This is a genomic window from Bradyrhizobium sp. BEA-2-5 (genome assembly GCF_032918025.1).
GTDB lineage: Bacteria > Pseudomonadota > Alphaproteobacteria > Rhizobiales > Xanthobacteraceae > Bradyrhizobium > Bradyrhizobium pachyrhizi.
Map to the genome: position 1 here is coordinate 5,880,468 of NZ_CP136629.1, position 18,933 is coordinate 5,899,400.

The window sequence follows — 18,933 nt, forward strand, 5'->3', positions numbered from 1 at the left end:
CCGGCGCCGGCCCGATCAGGCCCGCACATTGGTGCCATAGGACATCGCCGGCGTGACGCGACGGCCGCCGGCGCCATAAGGCGACACGTCGGCGATCTGCTCGCGGATCGCCTGCATGACGGCCTCGATCCGGCGGTTGCTGGCCTCGATCGCCGCGCGCAGGCGCACCAGATTCTCGTCCATCGCTGCCCGCAGCCTTAGGATCCGCTCCAGGAGCTGCTCGCGCAGCACGCGATCCTGGACGTTGAGATTTGCCGTCTTGCCGACCGCCTCCGCCACACATTGCTCGAACAGGGTGGCAAGTCGGTGCTTCTCGTCGACCTGCTTCAGCCGCGAGGCCGGCAAGCCCTTGGCGAGCTCGACATTCTCCTCGTTCACGATCGCGATCAGATTGTCGATCAGCGCGATCAACGACCTTGCGCGCTCGTCATTGCCCGCGGGATTGATCTTGATGTTGCGTTCCGGTGTCATGTCATCGCTCCCGTTCAAGCTAGTGTCCGCGACGCAGGGCGCGAACCGATTGTGCGCTGCGTCCATACGCGGTGATTGCCGTAACCCGGACCGCGGCCCGGTTGAGTTCCTGGTCGAGCCGCGCGCATTCGCGCATCAGCTGGTCCCGCAACGTTCCGACATCGTCGAGCAACGCACGGAGCTGCGCCCGGTCGTCCGGCCGGACCGAGGCGGCCTTCGCCTGCAGCCGCTGAAGCTTGACCAGCAAGCGGTCATTCCACTTCTCGGTCATCATCGCGACACCGCCGAGATCAGCGTATCGAACATCTTATCGACGGTGGTGATCACCTGCGATGCCGCCGAATAGGCCTGCTGCGCCGAGATCATGTTGGAGAACTGACCGCTGGTGTCGGTGGTGCTCGATTCCAGTTCGCTGCCGTAGATCGTACCAGCGCCGTTGCTGCCCGACGTCTGCAGCGTGGCGTTGCCGGACGCTGCCGTCGCGGAGTACATGCCGTCGCTGGCCGCGCTCAATCCGTTGGGGTCGCTGAAGGTCGCGACCGCGATCTTGTAGATTGCGATCGTCTGCCCGTTGGAGTAGGTCGCGTCGACCACGCCGCCCTTGCCGATCGAAATGCTGCTCAGCTTGCCATAGGGCAGACCGTCCGACGTGATGCTCGTAAGGTCGACGGCCGGCGTGGTCTCGCCTGACGAATACTGCGTGAGGCCATCGGTCTTGCCGGCCGTACCGAGATTGAGCGTAATGGAGCTGTCGGCCGCGCCATCTGTCCAACCGGTCACCGAGATCGTCGGCGGGCTCGGCACCGTCGATTTGAGTGAACCATCGCTATTGAAGGTGATCGCCACCGTATCGGTGATCGCGCCGGCGCTGGCCGTCGTGGAGTCCGATGCGAGCTTGGGCTGCTCGAAGCTGGCCTTCCATGTGTTGTCACCGGTCTTTTCCCAATCGATCTGGATCGTGCTCGCCGTACCCAGCGAATCGTAGACCGTCATCGAGCTGGTGTAGGTGGCGCCGGTCGCGGCATCCGACGGCAGGTTCGCTTCGATCGTGGTCTTGGTGGTGGCGCTGCCGCTGGTCGAGGCGACCTGGGTGTTGATGGGACCAAGGCTCGCGGCGGAGGCATTGCCGATGATGTTGCCGTCGGCGTCGGTGCGCCAACCCTCAAGGTAATTTCCGTTGTTGACGAGGTAGCCCAGATTGTCAGTGGTGAACGCGCCGTTACGCGTATAGGAGGTGGTGCCGCCGGACGTCGCGTTGGTGGTGACGAAGAAGCCGGAGCCCTGGATTGCGACGTCCGTGGCGTTGGAGGTCGCGGCGAGCAGGCCCTGCTGGGTGATGTTGGCGCGGCCCGAGACGGTGACGCCGCCGGAAGCGTATGAGGTGGCGCTGTTCGACGCGGTCACCAGATCCTGGAACATCGCCGACGTGGTCTTGTAGCCCGTGGTGTCGGCGTTGGAAATGTTGTCAGAAATCATCGCCAGCGACTGGCTCTGCGCATTGAGCGCCGAGATCGCCGAGGAAAGAGCACCAGTGAGACTCATGATATTACTCCGGAAGCAATCAGGACGTGACGCCGATAATGTTGGCGGCGCTGACGGGGACGCCGTTCACGAGCAGCGAGGGCGTCGAGCCGGAGGCATCGATGCCGGTCACCGTTCCCGTCATCGTGGTGTAGCTAAGCAGCGAGTTTCCGGCGGAGTCGGTCGCAGTCACCTGAATCGTGTACTGGCCGCCGTCCTTGAGCTGGGTGCCGTCGGAGGTCTGACCGTTCCAGGTGAAGGTGTTGGAGCCGGCGGTTCCGGTCCCCTTGCCGCTCCACACCGTGTTGCCCGAGGAGTCCTGGATCGTGATCGCGACGTTGGACGCGGCCGAGGTTAGCGAGTAGCCGAACGTCGCCGAGCCGTTGGTCAGCTCCGCCGTGTTCGACTTCGCCTCGACAGTGTGGCCGATGTAGTTCACCGAGTTCAGCGTCACGAGGCTCGAGAACGAACTCGCGAGCGACGACAAGTTGGAGTTGATCGACTGCTGCGAGGTGAAATTGGCGTAGGAGGTGAGCTGATTGACGAGGTCGGTGGTCGAGGTCGCATCCAGCGGATTCTGGTTCTGCAGCTCGCTGACCAGCAGGTTGAGGAAATCGGTCGAGCTCATCCCCATCGACGCACTCGACGACGCGCTCGACGTGGTAGAGGTTGCAGCAGAGGTTGCCGAGGAAACGGTCATGACAAGGCTCTCTTCGCCGCGGAATGCGCGACGGAACGCGGTGGAACATTGGGGTCGTGATGTCGTTCGCAGATAAAACGGATGACGCGCCGATTTCAGGCGCGGATTCATCCACCCGGAATCACTTGATGAATCGGCAGAAATTGCCGTGTCCGTGGCGGGTTCATGGCTCGCAGGCGTGCGCAAGCATCTCGCCGCGAAAGCCCGCGGGGAGCTGCAACGGCAATGCGGAGCGTTTTAGAGCGAAAGGCTGATCGGCAGATACGCCTCACCGAGCATCAATGCCGGCGGCGTCAATGCGGGCAACAGGCAGAGGGCCAGCAGCAGCGCAGGCAGCACCTTGCCTTGCTGTGCGGATTGGTCCGGTGCTTGGGCATCGTCCGGCTGATCGTCAGCCGAGGCAGGCCCCGAAGCGGGCTTCTGGCGCAAGTTCGCCGCCGCGGTCACGATGCGGTCGGCAAGACCCTTGGGTGCGCGAACCGGCGGCGCCGCGAGCGCGCGGCGTACCGCGCTCGCCTCCTCAAAGAGCGTCCGCGCCTCGGCCGAGGATGCCAGGAGCTGGGCGGCGCCAAGACGTTGATCGTCGGGCCAGCGGGACAGATCCTCCCCCAGCCGGTCGATCAGGTCTTCGAATGTCGCAACGTCCATCGCGCGCGCAGATCCAGCCTCGTCGCCAAGGCAGTCATAAAGCATTCGCGGGACGGCGGAAATCAATTTCCGCCGCTGTCGCATCAGGTCCAGCATGGTGCTCGCCGGGCGGCTATTTTCCCCAACCAGGGCGCCCGCCCAGGCCCCTTGTTGCGCCGGCCAACCGCCCTCGCCGGGTGATTCGCTGGCCTCTCCGGGCTCAGCGGCCGGCGGCTGATTCGAGCGTCTTGTCGAGTGCCCTGGCCTTGGCGGCCTTGCCGGCGGTCGCCTCGACGAACTTCCAGGCGTCGCGCAGTTCCGCCAGGCTCGCGATGATGCGCCGAAAATTCTCCCTGGCCTGCGGCCGGCCGTAGGATCGCAGGCACGCCATGATCAGGGCGTTATAGGTGCGGTAGAGACGATCGGCCATCGCGCCGCCGCGGGTGAAGTCGAGATTGTGGCTCAGCCCGCGCAGGATCGCGGTCGCCCGCGTCAGATAGTTGTGCCCTTCCTCGAAGCGCTTCGCCTCGTGCGCGTCCAGCGCCTTCTGCAACAGCGTGATCGCGCCGTCGCACAGCATCACCACCGCCTTCAGCGGCGGCACCGCCACCGCGGCGGATCGATAGGCGTTGTTGGCCTGGTAGGCGGTCGCGTTCTGGGTCATTAGTTACTCGATGATGCGTCTAGGAGTGCTTTCAGGTAGCCCAGCGTGTTGTTCGCGCTTTCGATGGCCGCCTGGTAATTGGCGTATTGAACCTGCAGCTGAGCCTTGAACGTCGCCGCATTGCTCTGAATGTCGCTGACCTGGGACTGTAGGTCGGTGTCGCGCGACTGCAAGTTGGTGATCATGGTCTGGAGTTGACCGCTGGTGCCGGAACTGGTGTGCGCGAGCTGGTAGAGCTGCGTCGCCAAACCCGACGACGATGTCACCGTGATCGACTGCGAGGTCGAGCCCGTATAGGTGAATGCCATGCCGGCGTAGATCGTGCCTGAATTGCCGATGATGGTGTTGCCGACCACCGAAAAGCCGGAGCTGTCGCCGCCGACCGAGGCTCCGGTCAGCATACCGGTGGAGTCCACCGTGAGGTCGAGCGTGAAGGATTGCGGCGATGTGCCGGTGTTGACCACGCTGAGCTGGCTGGACGAAGTGGTAGTCTGCGCCGACAGCAGCTGGGTGACGCCGGCGAGATTTTGCGTCAGCACCGTCGACAGCGTGCTGGTGTCGAGCTCCAGTTCGTTCTTCTCGTTGAAGGACAGGCCGAGATCGGCCATCGTCATGCCGCCGACCGCGCCGCTGAGCACCTGCTGCAGCTGGGTCATGATATCGCGCATCGTGCTGTCGCCGAACAGCACCGCGCTCGATGCGGCTGTGCCGTCGGAATTCTGCGCCGACTGGGCGATGACCTCGTCGCGAAACGCATTGTAGTTCGTGACGAAGGTCTCCAGGGCCGATTGGATCTGGCTGGTGTCGGTCTCGATACTGATGTTCAGGCTAGTGCCGCTCGGCGTCGGTTGCAGCAGGTCGAACGTGACGCCGGACAGGACGTCGGAAATGTCGTTGGTGTTGCGCTTGAGCGCGATGCCGTCGAGGGTGAATTCCGCGGACTGCGACTTCTGCAGCACGTCGGTGAACGCTCCGGACGTGTCGGTCACGCCGAGCTTGTTCAGGATATCGTCGCCGGACGTGCTCGAATAAGTGATGTCGGCGGCATCCTCCGTGCCTGTCAGCACCATCTGGAAGGACGTGCTGGAGACCTGCACAATGGAAGCCTGTACGTTGGTGGTCGAGGTCTGGGCGTTGATGGTGTCGACGATATCCTGCATGGACATGCCGCTGGTGATCGAGATCGCCGTGCTGGTGCCGCCGGACAGGCCGAGCGAGAAAGTGCCGGAGAGGCCCAGCGCCGTCGAGCTGCTCGACTGCGAGGAGCCGATCACCTTCTGCGCGGTCGCGAGCTGGGTGATCTGGAGCGTGTGATCGCCGGTCGCCGAGCCGCTGTTGACGCTCATGTTGAGCGCCGACGAGGCGCTGACGTCACCTGTGGACGAGATCGTCGCTGCGCGGGTGGCGAACGCGTTGGTGGCGATCGAATTGATGATCGAGGTGCTGAGCGACGACAACCCGGTCGCCAGCGTCGACAGCTCGGTCTGCAGCGATTGATAGGCCGTGATCTTGGCCTGGTTCGCGGTGATCGTCGTGGTGATCGAGGTCGCCGCTGCGAGTTTGGCGTTGACCTCGGCCTCGATCAGGGCATCCCAATCGATGCTGGTCGAATTGGTCGTGCCGGTCGTTGTCACCGTGCTGGCAGAACTGGTCGACGTCGTGCTTGATGTGCTCGAGGTGGCGCTACTAACCGTCATGTCGACACTTCCGCCGCAATAGGAATCGGGCCGGCATCATGCCGGCCCGATCGGTCTTTCGAATTAGCCGAGCAGCTTCAGCAGGTACTGCGGCATCTGGTTCGCCGCGGTTTCAGCCGAGACCGCGGCCTGGGTCTTCACTTCGGCCGAGGACAGCGTCGCCTGCTCGGAGGCGATATCAACGTCTTTGATCGCCGAGTTGGCCGATTGCAGATTTTGGGTCTGGGTCGAGATCGAGTCAGCGCTGAAGTTGAAGCGGGATTCCTGAGCACCGATCTCGGCGCGTGCGGACGAAACCTTGTCGATCGCGGTGTCGAGAGCCGTCATCGCGCTGGTGGCGCTCGACAGGCTGGACACGTCGAGCGACGTCACGGACAGCGAAGAGGCCGTGAGGCTCGTCAGCGTGATCGTGATGGTGTCGGCCGAGGTCGAACCGACCAGCACCGAGACGCCAGAGGAGAACACGCTGGATCCATCGAGCAAGCTCTGGCCGGAATACCGGGTGCCGGTCGCGATCGAGTCGATTTCGGAGTTGAGTTGCGAGAATTCCGATTGGATATAGGCGCGACTGGAGTCGGTCACGGTGCCCGACGCGGATTCGGACGCCAGCGACTTCATACGGGCGAGAATGTCCGAGATGTTCGACGCGCCGCCGTCGGCGGTCTGGAGAATCGCGGTCGCCTGCGAGGCGTTGGTCGCAGCCTGCTGCAGCGTGGTGACGTCCGAGGAGATGCGCGTGGAGATCGCAAGGCCCGCGGCGTCGTCGGATGCCGAGGTGATGCGCGATCCACTCGACAGCTTCGACAGCGCGCTGGTTTCCTGCTGCGAGTTGATGTTGAGGTAGCGGACCGCGGAGTTCGCGGCGGTGTTGGTGGAGATTGCCGGCATGAGTAGCTCCTGTGCTGATGGGGCATGGCATGCCGCATCGTGAAGAAGAGAGGTGACGCGGATCCAGCCCCCGTCCGCCCGATCAAACGGGTCGGCCGCCGGTGGTCAGGCGCAAAATCTTCAGAAGCCGGAATTTATGGTTAGCAGTCAGTAAACGCGCCGCGCAGGTCGCGCTCGTGCCGCTTCAGCATCTCGCGCAGCTGCTGGCGGCCGCGCTTGAGCAGCGACTCGACGGCGGCGACGGTTGTATCCATCACCTGGGCAATCTCGCCGTTGCTCATGTTTTCGTGGTAGGACAGGATCACCGCGACGCGCTGCTGCTCGGGCAGGCGCTGCATCGCGAGTTCCAGCAGATTGCCGATCTCGTTGCGCTCGATCACGGCGGAGGCATCGAGCTGGGTGTCGGCGACTTCCGGCACGGCCTCGACGTTCTCGGTGCGCGGCTTGCGACGCAGATCGATGCAGCGGTTGGAGATGACACGGTAGAGCCAGGTCGAGAATTTGGCGCGGCCGTGCTGCCATCGTCCGCGATGCGTCCACACCTTCAGCATCGTGTCCTGCACGACGTCTTCGGCATCGGCGGCGTTGCCGACGATGCGCAGCGCGATCGCGTAGGCGCGATCGACGTGACGTTCGACCAGAGCACGAAACGCCGTCTCGTCGCCGGCGGCGAGGCGGTCGAGCAACTCCTTGTCTTCGTCGTGGATCTCCACGGTGTCGAGCGGGCCCGCATCGGCAACGGTGGGGACGTTGCTCCAGGGAGCAGCCGCTTCGGCCGGCGCAACCGCGGCTGGCGTGGCCTCCACTTCGGCCGGTGCCCTCATATCAAGCGCGTAACTCATCCGCCGCTCTCCAACCAACGCCGCTGGCACACATTCCATGCGGCTTCTGAGCGTTGAACGGAGGGGGCCCGCAAACCAGGCGAACTTTTTTCGTTATTTTTCAAATGCTTAGCTGGATGTTTTTTGCCGACCGCCCGGCAAAAGCTGCCGCTGCGCGGAGGCGCAGGGAAAAGTTCGACGGAGTTTGGAGCAGTCGTTCAGCATCGCCTCGCATTTCCGCGGAAGAGATCGTCGCGTCGGAAAACGCTGTTGTCACACCAACTAACGCCACGCGAACACCTGCATGCGCGGAGCATGCGAGTGATTCATCGCCGTTGGTCGCCATCTTGCATTCGACGATTGCGACTAGGCAATTTTTTCCGAATCACTGTTTCGACGTTATCGGATTTTTTGAATCTGTCAGTCGCGAAGCGCGCGTTTTCGAATCCCGCGTCAACTTTTTTGAACTGTCGCGCCTGATTTGTCTCACGCGCGCGTTCAACGCTTGAGGACTGGCGGGAATTTTGCGCATGACGATCATGACGGTCGACGCGACGCGCCGCGCGCAAATTGTTTCTGCTTGGTCGTTCGATGTTTTCGATACATTTCTGCTTCGCGCCTGCACGACGCCAGATGGCGTGTTTGAAAGGGCTTTTCAGCGTTCCTGCATTGCTGGAAAATTTCCGAACATGTCCGCCAGTTTCGTTCAGCATCGAATCCAGGCGGAAGCGCGGGCGCGCAAAGTATCGCAGGAGCGGTGCGGCTCAACTGAAGTGCGCATCGCCGACATCTACAACTACTTTCCGTTCAGGCTGTTCGGCCTGAGCCGCGATACGTTGCAGGATCTTGCACAGCTCGAGTTCGAGACCGAACTCGAACTGTGCCGCGCCAATCCCGAAATGCTCGAGCAATATCTGGACATGAAGCGCGGCGGCTTTCGCGTCGGCTTCATTTCCGACACCTACTGGAGCACCGACCAGCTCGCGCAGCTGCTGCGTTGCTGCAGTCCCGGGCTGAGCTGGGATTTCCTCTATGCGTCCTGCGATCACGGCAGCAGCAAGAGCGAGGCGTTGTTTAAGGCCTATCTCGCCGAGCAAGGCATCGATGCGGCAAGCTCGTTCCATGTCGGCGACAACCACGCCGCCGATATCAAGGGCGCGCGCCGTCACGGCATCCGTCCGCGCTACTACCCGCAGGCCGGCGCGGCATTGGCCTCCAAGTTTCAACGCGAGACATCGATCTTCGAATTGCTGTGCCCCAATCAGCTGTCGCGGCTCGATTGCGGCGCCCGCACGCTGCGGCGTGCGGTGACGGCGAAGAGCGAGGAGCATTCTCCCGTTTTCGATCTCGGCGTGACCGTGCTCGGCCCCGTGATGGCGGCGTTCGATGCATTCATTGCCGCGCGGCGCACCGCGCTTGCTCGCGAGGGCGCGCGCGTTGCGGTCGGATTCCTCGGCCGCGACGGCCTGCTGCCGTATCGGGTCTGGCAGGCAAACCACGGCGAGACCGGCGCCTATATCGAGATCAATCGTCGCGTCAGCCTGGTCGGGTCCGCCGATACGCTCGAACCACTGTGTGAACTGCTACGCCGGGTCGTCAGGATCGACGCGGCGACCTTTGTCGACATCGTCAAGGTGCGGCCGCCCGCCGTGATGAAGTTCTTCGCGCAGTCTCCCGACGGCATTGCGAGCGGCCGCGAACTCGCCGACGCCCTGCCCGATTTGATGGAGCCGCGCGAAATCACCGATATCGCTGCCGGCGTCCGTGGCCGTTTGCTGACCTATCTTCGCGCGCATATCCGGGATTTCGACGGCTGCACCGATCTGATCCTGGCCGACCTCGGCTATTCCGCAAGCGTGCAGAAATCGCTGCGGCGAATTTTCGATCGCGAGGGCATCCGCATCCGCCTGCACGGCGCCTATCTGCTGACGCTTGACGATGCCTTCGACGACATCGCCGATGACGACACCGCGGAGGGCCTGATCTCGGATCGCGTCGTCACGCCGCACGTCAAGCGCATGCTGATCCGCAACGTCGCTTTGCTGGAGCAGCTGTGCTGTTCTACGGAAGGATCGGCGCGGGATTATCGCGACGGCGACGTGTTGCGCGAGGGCGATCAGCGCCCGGCCGCCCAGCTGGCGCTGGCGACCGAGGTGCAATCCGGGACGCTGGCCTATGTTTCGCGCGCCCGCGAGCTGGCACCACGCTACGGATTGCAGCCCGATGCCGACCTCGCGGTCGCGGCGCGCTGGACGGCCGCCGTGCTCGGACGCCTCCTGCTGTTGCCGGACGATGATGAGCTCGCGCTGCTCGGCGGCATCAAGCATGACGTCAATCTCGGCACCCAGGCGCTGGCGCCATTGCTCGATGCCGACTTCGTCAATCATAGCATCATCGCCCGCGGCCTCATGACCGCCTGCACGGCTCCGGCACCGCCGATGTGGCTCGCGGGCTGCTTTGCGCGCCTATCGGCGTCTCACTCCTATCTCTACACGCTGTTCGGCGCCAACCGCCTGCCCGCGAATGTGTTCGGCGAAGCGCTGTGCGGGACGCTGCAGGTCGGTCTGTTCGATCGAAACGGCCGGGCGTCGCTGGAGGCGATCAGCGTCTATCATACCGGGCTCGGCGACCTTCGCCTGCGGATCCCGCTGTCGCGCCGGATGGCAATCGCGACCATCGCACTGCCGCTGGCCAAGCTCACCCGCGACGGGATGCTCCACGGCATCACGGTCCAATACGGCGAGAGCGCCGCGAAAGCCGCCGAGGGTTCGAACGTGACAGCGATCGCCGAGGGACGGCTCATCGACGCCGGCCTCGAACGGCGCGGCCGTCACTTCCGCGCTAGCAGTGACGACGGCATGCTGCTCATCCCTGTCGACGGCTTCGAAGACGACGTCGCCATCTACACGGTCGCGCTGACAGCCTTCGACCATGACCGCATCCTTGCGGTCGCGGACCGCGACGGCAACGGCGCCCCCTCGGCCACGCTGACCTGGCGCAACGCCAAAGGGATGTCGGCAACGAGCAACGACAGCTGATTTGTCCGCCTGATCTGGCCGCCCCGCACGTAGAAGGTTAACGAGGGGAAGTGCGGGCATGATTTCGGCTGACACGGCGCAAGCGAACGGCTTGCAGACGAACTTCGACCAATTGCTGGCGGCGAACGGCATCCGGATGAGCGCGGCGCAGCGCCGGCGGCTCGCATGGCTGTCGGAGCGGCTCGGACCCGCGGTCGTCCATCAGGCCGGCTCGGTGCCCGCGAGGGGCCATGGCGTCATCATTCTCGTCGAGCCGCCGAGCGGCCCCGCCGCCGAGATGCTTTACCGGTCGCTTCGCGCCGACTGCGCGGTCGTCGTCCCCTTCGGCGAGAATCCCGCCTTCGACTTCCTGAAATCCAAGCTGACCGACTTCGGAACGATCGGGCCGAGCTTCGATGGCCCGCATGAGATGTGGTGGGGCGGCCTCAATTGGCGCCCGATCGCGCCCGAGCAAGGCTCGAGGTCCGGGGCATCGCTGCGCGTGGTCTCCTGCTACCCTCACGCTTGCGGCGACGATCATGCCCGCGCCCTCCGCGACAAGTTGGCCGAATTCCGGATCGCCTGCGATATCGCACCGATCGACACCGCAGACGGCGCGCAGATGCGCGCAGCCGAGAAATCCGGCTTCATGCTGCGGATGTGGCAACAGCATCGCGAGCCGCTGCTCTTCATCGAGGCCGACGCAGTCCTCAGCGAGCCGCCAGTGCTGCCGTCATACCTTGATTGCGACATCGCGCTCCACAAATGGAACCGGTGGGAAATGTCGGCGCGCACCCTCTATCTCGGCCGTTCGCCCGCCGCCGAAGCGGTGCTGCGCAACTGGCATCACATCGCGAGCGCCTATCCTGCGATCTGGGAAGGCTATCTGCTCGACCAGGCCTGGAGCCTGACGTCCTCGCAAGCGCCCCTCGACACCGTCTGGCTGCCACGCTCCTACCACGCTCCGGCCGAAGACGCCGGCACGCCCCGCCACACCACAGTCGTTCACAACCTGCCCACCGACAGCAGCGATCTTGGACCGGACGCCGAATTCGGCGTCGCGATGCGGGCCGCGCGGCGCGCCAGCCGCAGCAGCGGCCGTGACGCCATGATCGTGATCCGGTCGCAGGCGGCCTCGCATGATGCGATCACCGTGATCATGCGCGATATCGCGACCAGCGACGCACGCGAAATGGCTGCCAGCATCGAGGCGGTCACCGGCGCGTTCGCAGCCGATTGCGGCGGGTTCGGCCGGCTCGAGCTCGCACTCTGCCCCTGGCAGGACGATATCCGCGCGGCGAAATCGGCCGCGAAAAGCGCGAACAACCGCATCATCGAGATCGCGCCGTGGCAGACGCTGCCGGCCGACCTGTTCCGCACCGTGGGCCAATCCCGCGATGCCGGCAGCGTCGTCGTGATGGCCGGGCAGCACGGCTGATGACGCCGGGAAGACAGAGCCAGGGAAGGACATCGACATCATGAAGACAATCATCCTTCTTACCGGCGTCGCCAATCAGCAGTTCGCGCTCACCGAACTGTTGAAGGCGCACAATCCGGCGCTGTCCTTCCGCTGCGCGGTGACCGCCGAGGAGCTCGCGGCGATCGAGCCGGAGGTCTTGCGCGAGGCCCGGCTGCTGGCCTTCACCACCAGCGTCATCGTGCCGGAGCACATTCTGGCGACGCTCGGCCATGGCGCCTACAATTTCCACCCCGGCCCGCCGCAATATCCCGGCTGGGCCCCGGCGCATTTCGCGCTCTATGACGGTGCCCGCACCTTCGGCGCGACGGCCCATGTGATGGCCGCGCGCGTCGATTCCGGCCCGATCGTCGGGGTCGAGTCCTTCATCATTCCCGACAAGATCAGCGTGCGCGGGCTCGAACAGATCGCCTATGTGCGGCTTGCCCATCTGTTCTGGCGGATGTCGCGCGATCTCGCCTGCGATCCCACGCCGCTGGCGGAATTGGAGATCGCCTGGTGCGGAATCAAGAGCACCCGACAGATGTACCGCGAGATGTGCGAGCTTCCCGCCGGCATCAGCGCCGGCGAACTGGCGCGCCGGATCCGCGCCTTCCATGACGATTTCCGCGGCATCCCGCTGACCTGCTCGTTGCACGGCATCCGCTTCCAGCTCTCGACGACTGCCACGCAGCCGCCCGAGGCGCCACAGGTGGTCTCGCCGCCGCTCGCCGCGGCCTCCTGAGCAACGGCCTCAACCGCGCGTCGCACGGCCCCGGACCTCGCGGTGCCGCTGCAAGTGCGCCCTCACCGCGCGCTCCGCGGCGCGCGCGGAGCCGAAATAGCCACCGTCGAGGCCGTCAAAGGCGCGGTCAGAGGAGAAGAAGCAGAAGCCGCGGTTGTCGCTGACGACGATACCGGCAGTGCGATCCGATACTTCGATGACATAGGCTTGAGAGGTTTGGGCTTGGGACATGCGTGTTCGATCGCCGGACTACGGCGCTCCTATCTGATTGTCGGGTGCTTTGATTTACTGAAGCGATCAACAACAGACGCCGGTCGCCGCCGAGACGCAGCGATGCTGCATGCGGCTTCGCATGTCGCACATCAAGCTGCAGTGGTCGTGTCTCATTGCGGTGACCTTGGACAACACGGATATCGCGCATCAATATCCGGCCGAACCGCGCGGCGGTCAATGAAATGGCTGACCAAAGATAAGAGCCCGGCGCGACGCCTCATTCGCGGCCAGCGAGAAAACAGCACAGTTTTGGTGGTGACGGTCGTGGAGCGCTGAATTGGCCGGGCACCGTGCATCCCGATGCCCGGCCATGGTCGCTCAGGGCAGGATCGGCGGGTGATAGGCGAAGGTCGCCATCAGGATCGCGGCCAGCAGCATCACGATCGGGAAATGGATGAAGAACTGCACCGAGGTGTAGCCGATCAGATCCTTCGACTTCAGGCCGAGGATGCCGAGCAGCGGCAACATCCAGAACGGGTTGATGAAGTTCGGCAGCGTCTCGGCGATGTTGTAGACCATCACCGTCCAACCGAGATGCGCGCCGATGTCGTTGGCCGCCTTCATGATGTAGGGCGCCTCGATGATCCACTTTCCGCCGGCCGACGGCACGAAGAAGCCGAGTAGCGCCGAATAGATTCCGACCAAGAACGAGAACACGGTGGAATTGCTGGAGGCACCGACGAACCAGTGTGCGATCGTGTCCGACAGCGTGGTGCCGCTGCCGTTTGGGACCTTGGTCAGAATCTGCGCAATGCCGGCGTAGAACGGAAACTGCAACAGCACGCCGGAGACACTCGGCATCGCCTTTGAGAACGACTCGACGAGGCTGCGCGGACGCCAGTGCAGCACGATGCCGAGGATGAGGAAGACGAAATTATAGGTGTTGAGGCCCGACAGCGTGATCAACGGATTGCCCGACTGGAACGTCTGCCACAACCAGCCGGCGGCAAGGAGCGCGATCAGGATCGTCAACAGCGGGCTGAACTCCAGCCAGTCGCCCGGACGCGCCGGCTTCCTGGCCTCGATGCGATCATCGCCGAGCGCAACGCCGAGGTCTTCCGCCGTCCTGGCCTTCTCGGGCGCAGGCGTCGTGAAATAGCAGATCGCAGCAGAGACCACGGTCACCATCACGACGGTGACCATATTCTGCCAGGTCAGGATGGTTTCCGAGAAACCGATCACGCCGGTGATCGGCAGGAGGGATGCCGGAATGCTGCCGGCATTGGCCTGCAGCTGCGCGGCCGAGGAGGTGATACCGAGCGTGAAGCCGCAGCCGAGCCCGAGATAGCCTGCGGCGCCGGCCGCCCGGTAGTCGAGCCTGATGTCGGTTCGCCGTGCGATCTCCCGCACCAGAAGACCCGAGAAGATCAGGCTCAGGCCCCAGTTCAGCAGCGACAGGAAGATGCTGAGCACGCCGACAAAAACCACGGCGCCGCGCCCGGTCTTCGGCACGCTGGCGAGCCGCGCCAGCACGGCCGCCACCGGCGGCGACATCGCCACGACATAGCCGCCGATCGCGACCAGCGCCATCTGCATCGTGAAGGGAATCAGGTTCCAGAACCCGTCACCAAAGGCGCGGCTGACTGCAAGCGGCGAACCGCCATGCAGGATCGCGCCGATTGCGACCGCAATCACCGCGATCAGGACGAAGACGTAGGCATCCGGAAACCAGCGCTCCGCAAACGCCACCAGGGCTTGCGAAAACCGCGCGATGATGTTGTCCGCGACAGGTTTTCGTAAGCTCACGGCTTGATCGTGCGTTGCATTCGTCATCAATCTGATCCCCTTCCGGTAACGCGGTTACTGCCTTCAATTGTGTTTGGTCATCAAAGCGCGAGCGTGAGATCGGTCAGCGGCACGGCCTGGCAAGCGAGGCACTGTCCCTCGCTGCCATCGACAGGGCCGAGATGGGTGAACTCGCCGTCGACGACCTGAACCGCGCAGCTTTCGCATTGCCCGACACGGCAGCCGCTCGGCAGCGCGACGCCCGCCGCACCGGCCGCATCAAGCAGCGTCCCCTGCTCCGGCCGCCAGGAAAAACTCTGCCTGCTGCCCGCAAGCCGGACGGTCCGCGGCGCAAGATCGCTCGGCACCGACGGCGGCGACACGAAGCTCTCGGCAAAAATGTCGAAGCGCGGCATACCGAGCGCCACCGCAGCCTCGATCTGCGCCGCGACGAAGTCCGGCGAGCCGCAGATGTAGACCAGCGGCCGGCGCGCCAACAGCGGTTTGACCTGTCCGAGATCAACCCTTCCCTTGCGCAACGAATGCGAGTCAATCGGGTCCTGCGCGAACGGCGCGGAATAGAACGTCACACGCTTCAGCCCCGGAATGCCGGCTTCCAACTCCCCAAGCCGCTCGGCAAACGGATGCTCCGCGCTGCTGCGGCAGCCGTGGAGCAGCAGGATTTCGCCAACGCGATCTTGTGGGGCGATCCGTTGCAGTGTTTCAAGATGGCTGATGAACGGCGTGATGCCGATGCCGGCGGCGAGGAAGATCAGCGGCCGCGGCCCCTTCAATGGCGGCGTGAAGATGCCGCCCGGCGGCTCCAGCATGACCTCGTCGCCGAGGGCCAGGCGATGCAGACGATCCGGCATGAAGAACGGCGCGTCGCCGCTCGGTGCCTCATTGAAGAAGCGTCCCTTCACCGCAATCGACAGTGCATGCGGCAGATCACCCGATCCGGTCAGCGAATAGGCCCGCGCCTCCGTTGCGCCGGGCAGCGAGACCATCACGTGCTGGCCCGGCAGGAAGTCGGGCAGCGGACCGCCGTCAAGCGGCAGCAGGTTGAGCGCGATGACGTTAGCTGCCTCGGTGCGACGCGCGCCGACCGTGAACCGCCGCTGACCGCTCCACAGGCCGCGACTGGCAACGCCGTCGCGCCTGATGTCGCAGACGATCGCGCGCAGCGGGACGGAGCCGCTGACCGGATCGCGCGCATCGTCATGCAGCACGGCATTGATGTTGCGAGTGTGGATGCCTGCCGTCGCGGAACGCTCGCGGCCGAGCGGCGGACAGTCTTCCCACCAGCCGAATTCGGCGACGACGACCCGATCGTCGAGCGCCGCATTGAGGCGCACCTTCAGGCGTACGGCACCGCCATGCGTCTCCACCACGGCCCAGTCGCCTTCCGCAAGGCCGCGCCGCGCGGCGAGCTGCAGACTGATCTCGACGGCCGGATCGGGCGACTTGCGCCGCAACGAGGCGACGTGCCGATAAGAGGAGTGAACGAACCAGCCGCTCTTGGCGGTGGAAAGCGCGAGCGGAAAGCGTGCGTCCGGCGCTACCGTGAGCGGGCTGCCGACCGGCTCGACGTGGTCGGGCAAGGGATCATACCCGTGTCCCAGCATCAGCTCGGAATAAAGCTCGACGCGGCGCGTCGGCGTCGCGAATCCGGCAACCGTTCGGTCCTCGCGCGCCGCGGCGTATTTTTCGTCGCGGAAGATCTGCGGGAAGCGGCGGCCTTCCGGATAGTCGCGCAGATCCTCGACACCGATGCCGAGCGGCGCCAGCTGGTAGTTCCAGCCGGCCGTGATGTCGCCGCCGAAGAACAAGTCGTCCATCCCGAGCTTGAGCGCGAGCGCGGCGGCGATCTCGTAATCGGCCTTCACCTCACCGACCGGCTCGACCATGCGCGGGCGAAACTGCACCGTCTCGACAGCTTCCTGCGTGATCTCGAATCCGATCTTGAGCGCATCGCGCTCCCACGGCGTGCTGGCCGGCAGCACGAAATCGGCGCTCTCCGCGGTCGGGTTCATGAACATGTCGATATGAACCTGGAATTCCAGCGCGTTCAGCGCGGCGCGGTTGCGCTCGGAGTGGCCCTGCGAGACGACGAAGTTGGTGCCGAAGGCGACCAGCGCGCGCACCCGGTAGGGCTCGCCGTCGAGCACGGCGCGGCTGAAATCGCGCGCCGTGATCCAGCCCTTGGCCGGCGGGCCGAGCGGCAGCTCAGCAATGCCCAGCGCCTTTGCCTGCTGCTCCGGCGACAGGATGTTGTAGTCGTTGAGGGCACGGGTCGGCGGCGGCACCGGCCAGCGATTGCCACCGAGCCGATCGCAAGCGCCGGTCAGCGCATACAAGGTTGCGATCGTGCGCTCGATCGCGGTCGCGTTGGTGTGCTGGCCGACGCCGGTCCAGGAATGATAGGCGAGCCGCGGCCGGCGAGCGAGCAGCGTGTTGAACGCGTCGACGTCCTCGACAGGAAGCCAAGTCAGCTCCGCGACGCGCGACGGCGTGTAAGGCGCGGCTCGCTCGACGAGCAGTTCGAACGCGGTAGCCGCCACTATCAGCCCGCCGTCGCGTGTGCGGACCTGCAGCGCGCCACGCAGCTGGCCACAGCTCTCCGGCGCGTAACGCGTGTCGCAAGGCACGGGCGCGCCCGACGCATCGAGACGAACGAAAGCCTCCGGCGCGCCATCCGGCCACAACGCGTCGGCGCGCAGGAAGCGTCCCGTGGCACGATCGACCAGCAGCGATCCATTGGTCCACGCGCTGACGAAATCCGCATCGAAGCTGCCGGTTACGATGAGGTGACGGATCGCCCCCATCGCGAGCGCGCCATCGGCGCCCGGGCGAATGCGCAGCCACAGATCGGCCTGCTGCCCCGAGCCGTTCGGCTTGGGATCGACCACCACGACCTTGGCGCCGCGACGCCGCGCATCGGCGATCCGCGTTGCCTGCGCGAGCCAGGTGCGCGCCGGATTGTGGCCCCACAGGATAATCGCATCCGCATTGTCGTAATCGGGAAAGCCGATGCCGCGGCCGAAGGTCAGCGCGTGCGCATAGTCCTTGTGCCAGCCGCAGATCTCGACCGCATAGATCAGGTTCGGGCTGCCGAAGCCGCGGATGAAGCGCTCGACCCACTCGAAACTGTCGACCATCGGCGTGCCGCTCGGCGTGGTGACGCCGAACGCCACCGCTTCGGCGCCGCTCTCGGCGCGGATCGTACCGAGCCGAGCGGCGATCTCGGTCAACGCCTCGTCCCACGACACCTCGATCCAACCCGGATCGGCGGCACCGCGCGGCCGGGTCCGCTTGAGCGGAACGGTCAGCCGGCGCGGGCTGGCGACGATTTCCGGCGCCGCTCTGCCCTTAGCGCAAAGCGCGCCGCCGGTCGGGTGGTTATTCAATACCTCTACACCGACAAGACGCCCGTCCTCGACCACGGTGACGGCACCGCAGCGCGAGCGACAAAGCGTGCAATAGCCGGGTAGCCGCTGTTTCACCGCCGTCTCACTTTCCGATCGCCCAATGTGACGCATTTTTGTAATGCGTTACACATTTACGTCATACGCTACCAGCCGCGTCAAGGCTAAGTAATAATCAGGGACGAATCGGAGTTCCCAACGAGAGGCGGCCACGACCACCCATGGACCAGAATTTGCGAGAACAGGTGCTGCAGCGGGTGCGGGCCGAGATCATTTCCGGGCAAAGCCTTCCGGGCACGATGTATTCGGTGCCGAGTCTCGCGGCGAGCCTCGGCGTCTCCTCGACGCCAGTGCGCGAGGCGCTGCTCGAGCTCAGCCGCGGCGGCCTGGTCGAGCCGATGCGCAACCGCGGCTTCAAGGTGGTCGAGCCGACGCTGACCGAGTTGCGCAACCTGTTCGACATGCGCGAAGTGCTCGAGCTGCACGCCGCCGTGCTGGTCGCCGCCAATCCGCCAAAGGATCTGGCAGTCGTGCGCGGCTGGGCCGACCAGATCGCCAAGGCCGTCGAGACCGACGACGTCCAGCTCTATCTGGAAGCCGACCGCAACTATCATCGCGAGTTCATCGCGGCCGCCGGCAATGACCTGCTGACCGACACGGTGATGGGCCTGCGCGACAAGATGCGGCTCTACGGCATCAGCTCCCGCGCGGGCCACGAGCGGCAGCAAGCGTCAGTGCCCGAACATTACCGGTTGATCGAGCTCGCGCTCGCCGGCGAGACCGAGGCGCTGACCGCCCTGCTCCGCACGCACATCCGCTCCTGGGAGCCGATCTTCGTCGATGCATTGCTGCGCTCGAAAGAGCATGCGCGCGAGCCCCTGCGGCAGGCCCGCGGCTGATGCG

17 protein-coding genes are annotated in these 18,933 nt (G+C 64.8%); 4 read left to right on the forward strand and 13 right to left on the reverse strand.

Going from position 1 to position 18,933, the window contains the following annotated elements; all coding sequences use genetic code 11:
* Positions 1–15: 15 nt before the first annotated feature.
* The 10 genes from RX327_RS27840 to RX327_RS27885 all read right to left on the reverse strand — a co-directional run bounded on the left by RX327_RS27840 (position 16) and on the right by RX327_RS27885 (position 8,102).
* Complete coding sequence (locus tag RX327_RS27840) at positions 16–471, reverse strand: flagellar protein FlgN (protein ID WP_317247722.1); 456 nt, start codon at positions 469–471, stop codon at positions 16–18.
* Positions 472–490: 19 nt separating this feature from the next.
* Positions 491–745 (reverse strand): hypothetical protein, encoded by a 255-nt coding sequence (locus tag RX327_RS27845; protein WP_028336949.1) that lies wholly within the window; start codon positions 743–745, stop codon positions 491–493.
* A complete protein-coding gene (flgE, locus tag RX327_RS27850) occupies positions 742–2,013 on the reverse strand; it encodes a flagellar hook protein FlgE (RefSeq protein WP_317247723.1) in 1,272 nt (423 codons plus the stop codon). The genes RX327_RS27845 and flgE overlap by 4 nt, the downstream gene beginning before the upstream one ends.
* 19 nt (positions 2,014–2,032) lie before the next feature.
* Positions 2,033–2,692 carry a flagellar hook assembly protein FlgD gene (locus RX327_RS27855; protein WP_317247724.1) on the reverse strand — a complete coding sequence of 220 codons (660 nt, stop codon included), beginning with the start codon at positions 2,690–2,692 and terminating at the stop codon, positions 2,033–2,035.
* A 237-nt stretch (positions 2,693–2,929) separates the two neighbouring features.
* Positions 2,930–3,436 carry a hypothetical protein gene (locus RX327_RS39315; RefSeq protein ID WP_410712089.1) on the reverse strand — a complete coding sequence of 169 codons (507 nt, stop codon included), beginning with the start codon at positions 3,434–3,436 and terminating at the stop codon, positions 2,930–2,932.
* Between the two features lie 103 nt (positions 3,437–3,539).
* Entirely contained in the window at positions 3,540–3,983 is a 444-nt protein-coding gene (fliS, locus tag RX327_RS27865) for a flagellar export chaperone FliS (RefSeq protein ID WP_050383935.1), read from the reverse strand.
* Complete coding sequence (fliD, locus tag RX327_RS27870) at positions 3,983–5,680, reverse strand: flagellar filament capping protein FliD (protein WP_317247725.1); 1,698 nt, start codon at positions 5,678–5,680, stop codon at positions 3,983–3,985. The genes fliS and fliD overlap by 1 nt, the downstream gene beginning before the upstream one ends.
* A 63-nt stretch (positions 5,681–5,743) precedes the next feature.
* Positions 5,744–6,568: a flagellin gene (locus RX327_RS27875; RefSeq protein ID WP_317247726.1), complete on the reverse strand. Its 825-nt coding sequence runs from the start codon at positions 6,566–6,568 to the stop codon at positions 5,744–5,746.
* A gap of 140 nt (positions 6,569–6,708) precedes the next feature.
* Positions 6,709–7,410, reverse strand: a complete 702-nt coding sequence (locus RX327_RS27880) for an RNA polymerase sigma factor (RefSeq protein WP_317247727.1) — start codon at positions 7,408–7,410, stop codon at positions 6,709–6,711.
* Positions 7,411–7,715: 305 nt separating this feature from the next.
* Complete coding sequence (locus RX327_RS27885) at positions 7,716–8,102, reverse strand: hypothetical protein (protein ID WP_317247728.1); 387 nt, start codon at positions 8,100–8,102, stop codon at positions 7,716–7,718.
* On the opposite strand from RX327_RS27885, the gene RX327_RS27890 reads away from it, so the two are divergent.
* Genes RX327_RS27890 through RX327_RS27900 form a run of 3 tightly spaced genes read left to right on the forward strand, consistent with a single transcriptional unit; the run spans position 8,079 to position 12,607 of the window.
* A complete protein-coding gene (locus RX327_RS27890) occupies positions 8,079–10,427 on the forward strand; it encodes a hypothetical protein (protein WP_317247729.1) in 2,349 nt (782 codons plus the stop codon). The two genes, RX327_RS27885 and RX327_RS27890, sit on opposite strands and share 24 nt — an antisense overlap.
* Positions 10,428–10,485: 58 nt before the next feature.
* Positions 10,486–11,844, forward strand: a complete 1,359-nt coding sequence (locus tag RX327_RS27895; protein ID WP_317247730.1) for a hypothetical protein — start codon at positions 10,486–10,488, stop codon at positions 11,842–11,844.
* A 37-nt stretch (positions 11,845–11,881) separates the two neighbouring features.
* On the forward strand, positions 11,882–12,607 hold the full coding sequence (locus tag RX327_RS27900; protein WP_050383939.1) for a formyltransferase family protein: 726 nt from the start codon (positions 11,882–11,884) through the stop codon (positions 12,605–12,607).
* A gap of 9 nt (positions 12,608–12,616) precedes the next feature.
* Here the strand turns inward: RX327_RS27900 and RX327_RS27905 are convergent, their stop codons facing one another.
* The 3 genes from RX327_RS27905 to RX327_RS27915 form a co-directional block, all read right to left on the reverse strand.
* The gene (locus RX327_RS27905; protein ID WP_028336959.1) at positions 12,617–12,838 is read right to left on the reverse strand and encodes a hypothetical protein; all 222 of its coding nucleotides are present in this window, start codon (positions 12,836–12,838) and stop codon (positions 12,617–12,619) included.
* A gap of 360 nt (positions 12,839–13,198) precedes the next feature.
* A complete protein-coding gene (locus RX327_RS27910; protein ID WP_050383974.1) occupies positions 13,199–14,653 on the reverse strand; it encodes a short-chain fatty acid transporter in 1,455 nt (484 codons plus the stop codon).
* Between the two features lie 53 nt (positions 14,654–14,706).
* Positions 14,707–18,108, reverse strand: a complete 3,402-nt coding sequence (locus RX327_RS27915; RefSeq protein WP_082190522.1) for a molybdopterin-dependent oxidoreductase — start codon at positions 18,106–18,108, stop codon at positions 14,707–14,709.
* 143 nt (positions 18,109–18,251) lie between these two features.
* Here RX327_RS27915 and RX327_RS27920 point away from each other — a divergent pair, with 143 nt between their 5' ends.
* Complete coding sequence (locus RX327_RS27920; protein WP_018272919.1) at positions 18,252–18,929, forward strand: GntR family transcriptional regulator; 678 nt, start codon at positions 18,252–18,254, stop codon at positions 18,927–18,929.
* The last annotated feature ends 4 nt before the right edge of the window (positions 18,930–18,933 follow it).

Excerpts from the sequence above, each read along its gene's own strand:
- RX327_RS27840 (WP_317247722.1), bottom strand. The coding sequence starts at position 471 with ATGACACCGGAACGCAACATCAAGATCAATCCCGCGGGCAATGACGAG.
- RX327_RS27845 (WP_028336949.1), bottom strand. The coding sequence starts at position 745 with ATGATGACCGAGAAGTGGAATGACCGCTTGCTGGTCAAGCTTCAGCGG.
- flgE (WP_317247723.1), bottom strand. The coding sequence starts at position 2,013 with ATGAGTCTCACTGGTGCTCTTTCCTCGGCGATCTCGGCGCTCAATGCG.
- RX327_RS27855 (WP_317247724.1), bottom strand. The coding sequence starts at position 2,692 with ATGACCGTTTCCTCGGCAACCTCTGCTGCAACCTCTACCACGTCGAGC.
- RX327_RS39315 (WP_410712089.1), bottom strand. The coding sequence starts at position 3,436 with ATGCTGGACCTGATGCGACAGCGGCGGAAATTGATTTCCGCCGTCCCG.
- fliS (WP_050383935.1), bottom strand. The coding sequence starts at position 3,983 with ATGACCCAGAACGCGACCGCCTACCAGGCCAACAACGCCTATCGATCC.
- fliD (WP_317247725.1), bottom strand. The coding sequence starts at position 5,680 with ATGACGGTTAGTAGCGCCACCTCGAGCACATCAAGCACGACGTCGACC.
- RX327_RS27875 (WP_317247726.1), bottom strand. The coding sequence starts at position 6,568 with ATGCCGGCAATCTCCACCAACACCGCCGCGAACTCCGCGGTCCGCTAC.
- RX327_RS27880 (WP_317247727.1), bottom strand. The coding sequence starts at position 7,410 with ATGAGTTACGCGCTTGATATGAGGGCACCGGCCGAAGTGGAGGCCACG.
- RX327_RS27890 (WP_317247729.1), top strand. The coding sequence starts at position 8,079 with ATGTCCGCCAGTTTCGTTCAGCATCGAATCCAGGCGGAAGCGCGGGCG.
- RX327_RS27885 (WP_317247728.1), bottom strand. The coding sequence starts at position 8,102 with ATGCTGAACGAAACTGGCGGACATGTTCGGAAATTTTCCAGCAATGCA.
- RX327_RS27895 (WP_317247730.1), top strand. The coding sequence starts at position 10,486 with ATGATTTCGGCTGACACGGCGCAAGCGAACGGCTTGCAGACGAACTTC.
- RX327_RS27905 (WP_028336959.1), bottom strand. The coding sequence starts at position 12,838 with ATGTCCCAAGCCCAAACCTCTCAAGCCTATGTCATCGAAGTATCGGAT.
- RX327_RS27910 (WP_050383974.1), bottom strand. The coding sequence starts at position 14,653 with ATGACGAATGCAACGCACGATCAAGCCGTGAGCTTACGAAAACCTGTC.
- RX327_RS27920 (WP_018272919.1), top strand. The coding sequence starts at position 18,252 with ATGGACCAGAATTTGCGAGAACAGGTGCTGCAGCGGGTGCGGGCCGAG.